2 protein-coding genes and 1 pseudogene are annotated in these 11,089 nt (G+C 37.8%); 1 reads left to right on the top strand and 2 read right to left on the bottom strand.

What is annotated here, in order from left to right; all coding sequences use genetic code 11:
- A partial coding sequence (locus ADI58_RS03900; protein WP_161800932.1) for a Rib/alpha-like domain-containing protein occupies positions 1 to 7,146 on the bottom strand: 7,146 nt, incomplete at its 3' end.
- A gap of 336 nt (positions 7,147 to 7,482) precedes the next feature.
- Between ADI58_RS03900 and ADI58_RS03895 the strand changes: the two are divergent.
- A pseudogene (locus tag ADI58_RS03895) lies at positions 7,483 to 7,815 on the top strand (NAD(P)H-dependent oxidoreductase); the annotation flags it as partial.
- Between the two features lie 234 nt (positions 7,816 to 8,049).
- Here the strand turns inward: ADI58_RS03895 and ADI58_RS03890 are convergent.
- A partial coding sequence (locus tag ADI58_RS03890) for a collagen-flanked surface repeat-containing protein (RefSeq protein WP_049521541.1) occupies positions 8,050 to 11,089 on the bottom strand: 3,040 nt, incomplete at its 5' end.

Raw genomic sequence — 11,089 nt, 5'->3', positions numbered from 1 at the left:
CACAACTGGCGTGTCTTTCCATGTGACTCTTGTGCCTTCTGGTAAGCCGGTTTTGTTTACACTTGTTTCTGGATCTGGTACGTGTCCATTGTCCACTTCCTGCGCTATTGCGGTTGGGCTGTATTTTCCACGCATTGACCAAACTGTAATATTTACTAAGATTGATGTCGAATTCCCAGCTTTATCTCTAGCTACTATCGTTACACCATGCATTACATTATCAGAATCAATTCTCGGTACTTCTAGAACACCCTCTTTGAACACAATTGTTCCAGAAGCTTGATCAAATGTTAAGAATGAAGGCATATTTCTCACTTCAATAGCAGCAATTCCACTACCATTTGCATTATCTTTTGCCTCAACCTTCATAGGAGGCAATGTTTTATCTAAAGCCGTCATTTCCCAGTTTGTATTTTCTGCTGGTGTTTGAATTGTTGGATCCGTAACATCTTTTACTTTCAATGGAATTGTAACGTCTTGTTCTGAACCATCAATATATGTTACTTTTGCTTGTATTGTTTGGTCTCCATACGCCTCAGTGTTAATTGGTGTTTTGGATTCCACGGTTGCAATTTTAGGATTTCCATTCTCACCTTGCGCATTTGTCGCAGTTACTGCTCCTTTTAACATTTCTGGAGTAACTGATACATTTTGATTTACTTCAATTTGTGTTCCAGTTGCTGTAAAATCTTCACTTACTTTTCTAACCGTTACATTTACTGTCACTACATCTTTTGAACCATCTGGATAAGTAATTTCGACTTCACCAGTTGTTGCACCAGGTATGTTAACTACAGGTGGAGTTTTCCATGTTACTTTTGTTCCATCAGGTAAGCTTGCTTTATCAACACTTGCATTAGGATCTGGCACTTGTCCATAACCTGTATTTTGTGGAATTGGCGTTGGAGTATTCTTCGCACTCATTGAAGATACAGTGATTTTCGCAGTTCTTTCGCTGACATTTCCTGCTTTGTCTTCTGCTCGAATGTTTAAAGTAAATTCTTGACTTGGTGTATTCTCAGCTAGTTTTTCTACTGTTTGTTTTCCTGATTTGAATTTAATAGCGTTAGTTGTACTATCATATTCTAAGTAATCAGGCAATCCAGTCACCGTGACGTTTTTAATTCCACTACCGTTTGCATTATCTTCTGCTTCAATCTTCATAGGAGGCAATGTTTTATCTAAAGCAGTCATCTCCCAGTTTGTATTTTCCGCCGGTGCTGAGATAGTTGGTTTCGTCACGTCTTTAACTTTCAATGGAATTGTTACTTCTTTCGTTTTTCCATCTTTGAAAGTTACTGTGGCAGTAATGTTTTGGTCACCATAGTTAGCTGTGCTGATTGTAGGTGCTGTAACTGTTGAAATCTTATCTGTTCCATTCACGCTTCCTACTGTTGAAGTTGCGGTTACTTTCGCTTTTAAGTCGTCGTTAGAAATTGGATCATTTTGATTTACTTCAATTGGTGCTCCAGTTACTTCATATTCTGAACTTAATTCTTTTACTGTAACTTTTACATCTACTGTATCTTTCGAACCATCTTTATAGATTACTTCTACTACTCCGTCTTTTTCTCCAGGTGTTGTTGTACTTGGTATTGTTTTCCAAGCATAACTTGTTCCTTCAGGTAAGTTTGTTTTATTTACGCTTGTTCCTGCATCTGGAATTTCACCATAACTTACTGTTTGTTTGTCTGGGTTTGCAGTAGCTTCGTATTTGGTAGTCATTGATTTCACAGTAATGGTTACGTTTGTTGTTGCTTCGTTTCCTGCGTTATCAGCTACTGTGACTTTCACATTATGAGGTTGTACATCTGTTCCTTCTGGTAAACTTGGTACTCCTGTTACGCCTTCTTTGAACTGAATCTTCTTAGTTGACTCATTATATTCTAAGAAATCTGGTAAGCCTGTAACAGTCGTTGTCTTAACACCACTTCCTCCTGTATTGTCTTCGCTTGTTACAGGGATTTCTGGGTTTGATCCTTCTACTGCGATTAAGTTCCAATTTTGTCCGTTAGTTGGGGCTGACATAGTAGGTTTCGTTACATCTTTAACTTTCAACGGAATCGTCACTTCTTTGGTTGTTCCATCTTTGAAAGTTACTGTGGCAGTAATGTTTTGCTCACCATAATTAGCTGTATTGATTGTAGGGGCCGTTACTGTTGAAATCTTATCCGTTCCACTAACATTTCCTACTGTTGAAATTGCGGTTACTTTAGCTTTTAAGTCATCGTTTGTTACTGGAGTATTTTGATTAACTTCGATTGGTGATCCCGTTACATTATACTCGTCACTTAATTTGCTTACATTTACTGTCACATCTACTGTATCTTTCGAACCGTCAGGATATGTTACAGTAACCACTCCTGCTTTATCCCCAGCCCCTTCTGTCGTGCTTGGAGTTGTTTTCCATGCGTAACTTGTTCCTTCTGGTAAGCCGGTTTTATTCACGCTTGTTCCTGCATCTGGAGTCGCTCCATAACTTACTGTTTGTTTTTGAGGATTAGCTGTTGCATCATATTTTGTAGTCATTGATTTCACAGTTATTGTTACGTTTGTTGTTGTTTCATTTCCTGCGTTATCTACAACTGTGATAGTTACATTATGAGGTTGTACATCTGTTCCTTCTGATAAACTTGGTACACCCGACACTCCTGCTTTGAACTGAATCTTCTTAGTTGATTCATTATATTCTAAGAAATCTGGTAAACCTGTTACTGTCGTTGTCTTAACACCACTTCCTCCTGTATTGTCTTCGCTTGTTACAGAGATTTCTGGGTTTGATCCTTCTACTGCGATTAAGTCCCAATTTTGTCTATCCGTTAGTGACTCAATCGTTGGTTTCGTTACATCTTTAACTTTCAACGGAATTGTCACAGGTTTGGTTGTTCCATCTTTGAAAGTTACTGTGGCAGTAATGTTTTGTTCACCATAGTTAGCTGTGCTGATTTCAGGTGCTGTAACTGTTGAAATCTTATCTGTTCCATTTACATTGCCTACTGTTGAAGTTGCGGTTACTTTAGCTTTTAAGTCATCGTTTGTAACTGGAGTGTTTTGATTTACTTCTATTTGCGCTCCTGAAACATCGTACTCATCACCTAGCTTACGAACTTTTACAGTAACTGTTACTTCATCTACTGAATCATCTGGATAAGTAACTTTCACGACTCCTGTTTTATTTCCAGGTCTGCTCGTATCCGGAGTTGATTGCCATGTATATTGAGCATCAGTTGGTAATCCTGCTGTATTCACACTTGTTTTCGGATTAGGAGTTTCACCATGGCTCACTTCTTGAATCGTTGCATTCGCTTGTGGATTATGCTTTTCGGCCATAGTTATGTGAGTAATACTAAATGTTCGTTCACTACTATTTCCTGCATTATCTTCCACATGTAACGTTATATTTCTTGTCGTACGATTAATTCCAGACAATTTCGGAACTTCACGTTCTCCATCTTGGAAAACGATGCTACTTGTTGTTTTGTCGTATTTCAAGAAACTTGGTAAGTTAATTGGAAAAATACTTTTAATTCCACTTCCTCCAGGATTATCAGAAACTGCTATTTTAATAGGAGGCAATGTCTTATCTAACGCTGTGATTTCCCATGTTTTACCTTCTGTTGGTGTTTGAATCGTTGGAGCAGTTACGTCTTTTACTTCTAGAGGAATTGTTACTGAATCTGTCGTATCGTCAAGGTATGTTACTGTGGTATTAATTGTTTTATTACCAAATTTCGAAGTACTTATTGTACCCTCAGAAGTAACAGCTTTAACTTTGTTATTACCATTATTGCTAATTCTTACTGCTGCTTTTAGGGATTCATTTGTCACAGGAGCATTTTGTTCTCTTACGATTTTATTCCCTGTTGGTTCGTGTTCATCAGCTAGTCTTCGAACATTTACAATAACATTCACGGTATCTTTTGAACCGTCAGGGTATGTTACCGTTACTACGCCTGATTTATCTCCAGGTCCTGTTGTTGTACTTGGAGTTGTTGCCCACGTGTATGCAGTCCCTGTAGGTAAGCCGTTCTTATTCACGCTTGTTCCTGCATCTGGAGTTACTCCATAACTTACTGTTTGTTTTTGTGAATTTGGAGTCGCTGTATATTTCGTTGTCATTGACTTCACAGTAATGGTTACTTGTCTTTGACTTGAATTGTTTGAATTATCGGTAACTTGGATAGTAGCATTATAAATTTTACTATCTTGCCCAACAGGTAGTTTCGTTACTTCTTGAACTCCATTTTTAAACTTAATTGTTTTAGTTACATCATCATATACTAAGAAATCTGGCAAACCTGTTATCGTTGTTGATTTAACCCCAGTTCCTCCGTTATTATCCACAGAAGTCACCTTGATTGAAGGTAATGTTCTATCCAATGCAATTAAATCCCAATTTTGTCTATCGCTTGGTGTTTGAATTGTTGGTGCTGTTACATCTTTTACTTCAAGTGGAATATCAACAGGATCAGTTGTATTGTCTAAATACGTCACTGTTGCTCTAATTGTTTGTGTACCTGCATTTACAGTGCTAATAGAAGATCCAGTAACAGATTTCACTTTACTATTACCGCTATTATTCACACTTACAGCAGCTTTTAAATCATTATTTGTAACAGGAACATTCTGATTTTTAACAATTTTGGTTCCTGTAGGAACATATTCGTCACTTAATTTTCGTACAGCTACTGTTACATTCACTGTATCTTTTGAAGTATCTGGATAAGTTACTTCTACTACCCCAGATTTGTTACCTGGACTAGATGTGTCCGGTTTTGTTTTCCAAGCATATGTTGTTCCAGATGGTAAACCTGTAGTACTCACACTCGCTTCTGCACTTGGTTCAGCTCTATAACTTACTGTTTGTGTTTGTGGATTCGCAACTGCTGTATATTTATCTGTCTGAGCTTGAACATTGAATCTAATTGCTTTAGTAGCCGTATTTCCTTTTTTATCCACTGCTTTAACAGTAGCTTGAAAACTTTGTAATTGATTTGGAATTACACCAGATAATTCAATTCTTTTTGTTGAAGGATTATATCTTAAAGGATTGGCTAAATTTTCAACTACAATCGGATTAGCATCTTTAAGACCAATACCTCTAGTATTATCCTGTGCATCAACGGAAATATTAGTTGGCAATCCTTCTGCTCTTGTTAGAGTTACAGTGTCAGGCGCAGTAATCGTTGGATTAATATTATCTACAATCTCAACCGGAATATTCACAGTTTTCATCAAATGGTTGCCACGAAGAATTTCGATTTCTTTATGCTGGATACCTGCTGCAGCAGTATCTACATTAGATGACCCACCTTTCCAACGAACGGTTAACTCTCCGGGAACCGCTGAATTATTTGAAACTGTTACGTAATTTCTAGCATCTCCTAATTGACCAGATTGATTTTGATTAATTTTCTTATCTTCTTTTCCTATAAAATCTAAAACAGTATAAGGAGTTGTTACATCTTTTTTTACCCCATTTTGATAAGTGGTCGTTACGACAACGTTTCTTGTGCCTGCTTGTTGCAAATTAAAAGGGGTTTTATAGGTTACTTGAGCCGTTGCTGGTACTTCGTGTCCTGTTTTTGAGCGTACTAATTCCCTTGGATTCGTATATAATTCTTTTGAATCCCCAAAATAAGCCGTCAAACTAGAATGTTTTGCTTCAACATCATTTGTTGCATTTGTCTGAATGGTTTTAGGATTAAATCCATCTTTAAAATGGATTGTCATCGTTGTTCCATCAGCAGAAATTTCAGCGCGCTCAAAGTCACTTTTATGACCTGAAGGTTTCATAATATCTGGATGTTCTGCTTTAAATTTCTCAATTAAAGCTGTTTTTTCATTTTCAGTTAAATGACGAACATCATCTACATATGTCTGCGATAAATCCTTTACTGTATTACGATCACTTTGCGGTTTAATAATAAAAGTAAATGTATAAGGTTTTAACTGATTTGGAGCTACTCTTGTATTCGAAGCAATATGAACTTCATATCTACCAGGTTGAACTATTGCTCCTTCTCCTACAACCCCTCTAATAGCAGCATTCGTAATAGGATTATTGATCTCAGTTCTACCATACTCTATTTCACGTACTCTTTGAACTCCTGCCTTCTTATCCCAGTATGCAACTTGCATTTTTAATCCTTTAATAGGAGAATTTGCGGTAAAACCTACTGTAACAATATAATACGGGGTTACATCTTCTACTACTTTTCCTCGAGCATACGTAGTGAACTTTCTTTCATTCCCTACTCTTTCGCCTTTTATCTCGATTAAACTCCAAATTTCATCTGAATTATAATAAACAGCAGTACTTCCATTTTCAATAAGATTACCATCTCTTCTATTTTCCTTGGGAGTGTATACTATCCCTCTAAACCCGCTCTCTCCCCTACCATCAATCGGTTTCCCATTGCGTGGGTCACGTTTTCCAGAATGTGCTCGTGTTACTCTATTAGCCACTTTGTTGCGGAGGCTTTTCGCTTCATTTAGAGCACCATCAACTTCACTATCAGTGGATTTTTCCTCAGACAAATCACCAAATACTTGAAGAGATTTGCTTTCAGATTCACTAAATTCATAGCTAATTTCTCCTGCTAATTGGTTAATTTCTGAAACAAGAGCCTGAACCTTAGCGATCTTTTCTGTTAAAAGATTTTTCTTTTCATCACTATCGTTTGCTTTGTCTGCTTGCTTTTCTTTTTTGTCTATGTCATTGCTTTTCTCTTCCAGTTGGGCAAATGAGTCCGACAAAACTTGAACTTCTTTATCTATCTCATCCTGACTAGCACCTGCCTTATCCAAGACTGCTTGCGCACGCGACAAAGAGAGATTAAGATTTTCAACTGATTTGACTGTTTTAGTCTGTAAATCAGTGTTCCTAATCTTTTCAATTAATTCATTTAAAGCAGTTTTATTCACAGTTTTGACTGTATTCTCTACAGCCTTTTCAGCACTTTTATCTTCTTGCACATTTTCAGAAATCTTATCTGATTCTTTAACATGATTTTCTACCTGTGGATGATTTTCCTCATCGTTTGGAACCTTTTCACTATTCGGATCTTCATCTTTGGCTTTAGTTGAATCATTCAGAGACGCAACCATTTCATCAGCATGAACAAGATGTGGATTCTGTATCATTACTGCTCCTGTAGCCAAAAAAAGAGTGCACCCAAAAAGAAAATGCTTCCCTTTCTTTATCATCCGCCAATTCTTTTGATTGATTCCTTTTCGATTAAAAAACATAGAGAACTCCTCATTAAACCAAGCAATTATTTTTCCTATATATTATATTCTATTATTTCCACAAATGCAAACAGTTTCATTTAATATATGAAAGTTTTTTTCACGACTTGAACTTATATTCATATGTTCATCAAATTACTAACATCAAGCAAGGCGGGAGATATTTGCTAGTCTATCTCTCTATCAGCATACGGCGCTTCAACTAAATTTTAATGAGAATTTCTACACTCCGTCACCTCTCCAGTCTACAACTTCTCTATCCCTGGAACAGTGAAAAACTTGCTTGACTGGCTATCTCGTGCCCTTGACTTGTCTGATACACGTGGCGCTTCTGCCCTTCAAGACAAGTTTGTTACCGTATCATCTGTAGCCAATGCAGGTCACGATCAACTCTTCGCTATTTACAAAGACCTCTTGCCATTTATCCGTACACAAGTCATTGGTGATTTCACTGCTGCACGTGTCAATGACTCTGCCTGGGCAGACGGAAAATTAGTTCTCGAAGAAACAGTCCTAAACTCACTTGAAAAACAAGCTCAAGACTTGGTTGCAGCAGTTCAGTAAAAAATAGAAAATTTTCAAGTCTAAATCAATTATCGCCACCTAATAGGGTGGCATTTTTAGACTCAATCAAGATTTTCAGACAAACATCACCCATCCCAAAAAACCTTGAGCCTTACCACTCAAGGTTTTTAGCAGTCTTTTCCATCATAGGAAAATCATTCTAAGAATATTCTTTCATCCAAGATCTATCACTTATCATCTTCTTTCGAGAAATTAGTGACTGCTTTTGGCTGATTAATCTTCTTTTCTTCGACCTACATATAGACTCAATAGAATACCGCTACCTAGAAGAACAGAGATATAATCAGATTGGCTTCCAGTTTCTGGTAATTTGTCCCCATGGTTTTCTTTAACTGTAGTTGGTACTACTGGGTTAGCATTTACCGGAGTTGCTGGTTGAGCCGGTGTTGGTACTACTGGTTGTTCTGGAACCACTGGTACTGGTTTAACCGGTACTTCTGGTGTTGGAACAACTGGAGTTGGTTGTACTGGCACTTCTGGTGTCGGTACATTTGGTGTCGGTACATTTGGTGTCGGTACATTTGGTGTTGGCTGCACTGGCACAGGTTTAACCGGTACTTCTGGTGTTGGTTGTGCTGGTACTGTTGGAATATCTAATTCTGGTACTTCAACAACTTCAGGCATACCTGGTACTCCACCGTTGAATTCTGGTAATTCATGAACTGGTGGTTCTGGCATTGCAAATGTTGGTCCTTCTGGCACATTTGGTATTGGAGGAACTGGTTTTTCATTTGATGGTGTTACTGGTTTGTCCTGGCATCCACATTTACCATCTTTGCCATCTTTAATAACTGTTTTTGTCACAGTTCCGTCAGAATTGATGATTGTGATTGTGTGACTTCCATCTCCATTATCTTCAACAGAAACTTTTGGTGATTTACCATCTTTACCGTCTTTAATCACCATTTCTGTCTTACTTCCATCCGGATTAGTAATTGTAACAACGTGAGTTCCATCGTTATTATTTTTAACAGTTACAGTTGGTGAAACGCCATCTTTACCATCTTTGATAATAGATTTGTATTCACGACCATCAGAATCTACGATTATCAATGTGTGAGTGCCATCTCCGTTATCAATGATGTTCGCTTTTGGTGATTTACCATCAAAGATTGTAGTTGTTGTTTCTTTACCGTCAGCACCTGTCACTTTAATAGTGTGTGAACCATTTTTGTTATCGATTACTTCAAGTTTTGGTGATTTACCATCACGTACTGTAGTTGTTGTAGTTGTACCGTCTGAGTTCACAACTGTAATCGTGTGAGTGCCATCTCCGTTATCCACAACTTTAGCAGTTGGTGATTTACCATCACGTACTGTTGTTTCAGAAACAGTTCCATTTCCATTTTCTACACGGATAGTATAAGTGCCGTCTTGGTTATCTCTAACTGTTGCTACTGGTGATTTACCATCTTTAATGATTGTTTCAGTAGTTGTTCCATCACCATTTAGAACTGAGATCTTATGAGTTCCATTTTGTTCGTCAGTTATCGTAACTTTTGGTGATTTACCATCACGAACTGTGGTTTCAGTTGTCACACCTTCTGGATTTGTAATAACGATTGTATGACTTCCGTCACCATTGTCACGAACAGAGGCTGTTGGAGTACGTCCGTCTACTCCATCACGACCATTTTTCACAACAAACTCATTCTTAGTTCCGTCTGGGTTAGTGATTGTTACTGTGTGGCTTCCATCTAGGTTTTCTGTTGTAGTTGCTGTTGCAGCTTTACCATCTTTACCATCTTTGATGATAGTGTTAGTAACATTGCCGTCTCCATCTGTAACTTTAACAGTGTGAGTTCCATCGTTGTTATCAGTCACTTCAACTTTTGGAGTCTTACCATCTTTACCGTTTTTAACAATAGTTTCTTTAGTTGTTCCGTCTGGATTTGTTACAGTGATTGTGTGACTTCCATCTGGGTTTTCAGTTGTGGTGATGGTAGCTGTTTTACCGTCTTTACCATCTTTGACTTTAGTAGTTGATTCAGAACCATCTCCATTTCGTACTGTAATAGAGTGTGTTCCATCTCCATTATCTGTCATTGTGACAACTGGTGATTTCCCGTCTGCACCATTTTCACCTTTATCACCTTTTAACCCATCTAAGACTGTAGCAAGTGGTTTTGTAGCATCTAATGGTTGACCAGGATGTGCTGGATCTTCTACAAAAATTTTAGTTTCATTACCTTCTTTTTTAGCAACTAATGATTTACCATCTTTACCATTTTTGACATTAACAGTAATCGGATCTTTTCCTGGTGTTGTAATTGTAATATCAGTACTATGTCCATCTGCACCTGGTTTAGCTGTAACTTCTGGACTATCTCCTTTGGCACCTTGTGGCCCTCTTATATTACCCGTCTTATTCCAAGTCCCATTGTTTTTCTTATATACATCACCAGTGTTGGTATCAATATAAGTATCGCCATTTTTTCCATCATTTGGAGTTGGTGCAATATTTCCACTTAAAAGTTCAGCACCATTACGTCCGTCTCTACCACGATTGCCGTCTACACCATCATTTCCATCTAAGACATCACGTTCACTTAGTAACTCATCAACACCTGGATCGTAGACATCATTGCCATTATTATCATAATAAGCTGTAACGTGTGTCCCTGTTGAAGGATGTTCGTTGGAAATTGGTTGGTTAATTTCATTAGCAGTTCCCTCTTCAGGATTATTTCCACTACTTCTAGACACTCTAGCTCTTCTAAATGAATCTACTCCGTGATTAAATGGTTTCAAATCGATTTTTGGTGCACGTCCATCATGTCCATCTAACCCATCCCTAACTGTGAATGTTACTGGTTCTTTTCCTGGTGTTGTAATGGTTACAAGAGTACTGTGACCATCTGCACCACGCTGAGTTATTACTGTAGGAGTTTGTCCATCATGACCTGCTACTCCTGCTTCACCTTTTTCTCCATCTTGAACAAATACTTTTGTTGGTTGTGAACCATCGTGATTATCGACAGCAATCTCTACTCCTTTATGCCCTTCCTCATCTTTACGGATAGCTGTTACCGTTGGTGATTTTCCATCTACACCATCTTTAATGACTGCAAGAGGGTTTTCTGGGTTCAATGGTTGACCTGGATGAGTTGGATCTTCTTGGTAAACTTTTGTTTCTTTACCTTCTTTTACAGTAATTAATGATTTACCATCTTGTCCGTCTTTGACGATGGATGTTTGTACGAGTGTATCTGTTCCTTCTGTATAGTTACCATCGCCATCTTTGTCAATGTAG

The sequence above is a fragment of the Streptococcus mitis genome, from assembly GCF_001074635.1.
Classification (GTDB): Bacteria; Bacillota; Bacilli; order Lactobacillales; family Streptococcaceae; genus Streptococcus; species Streptococcus mitis_E.
The sequence above is the reverse complement of the archived record's forward strand: the minus strand, read 5'-3'. Positions and strand labels throughout refer to the sequence as shown.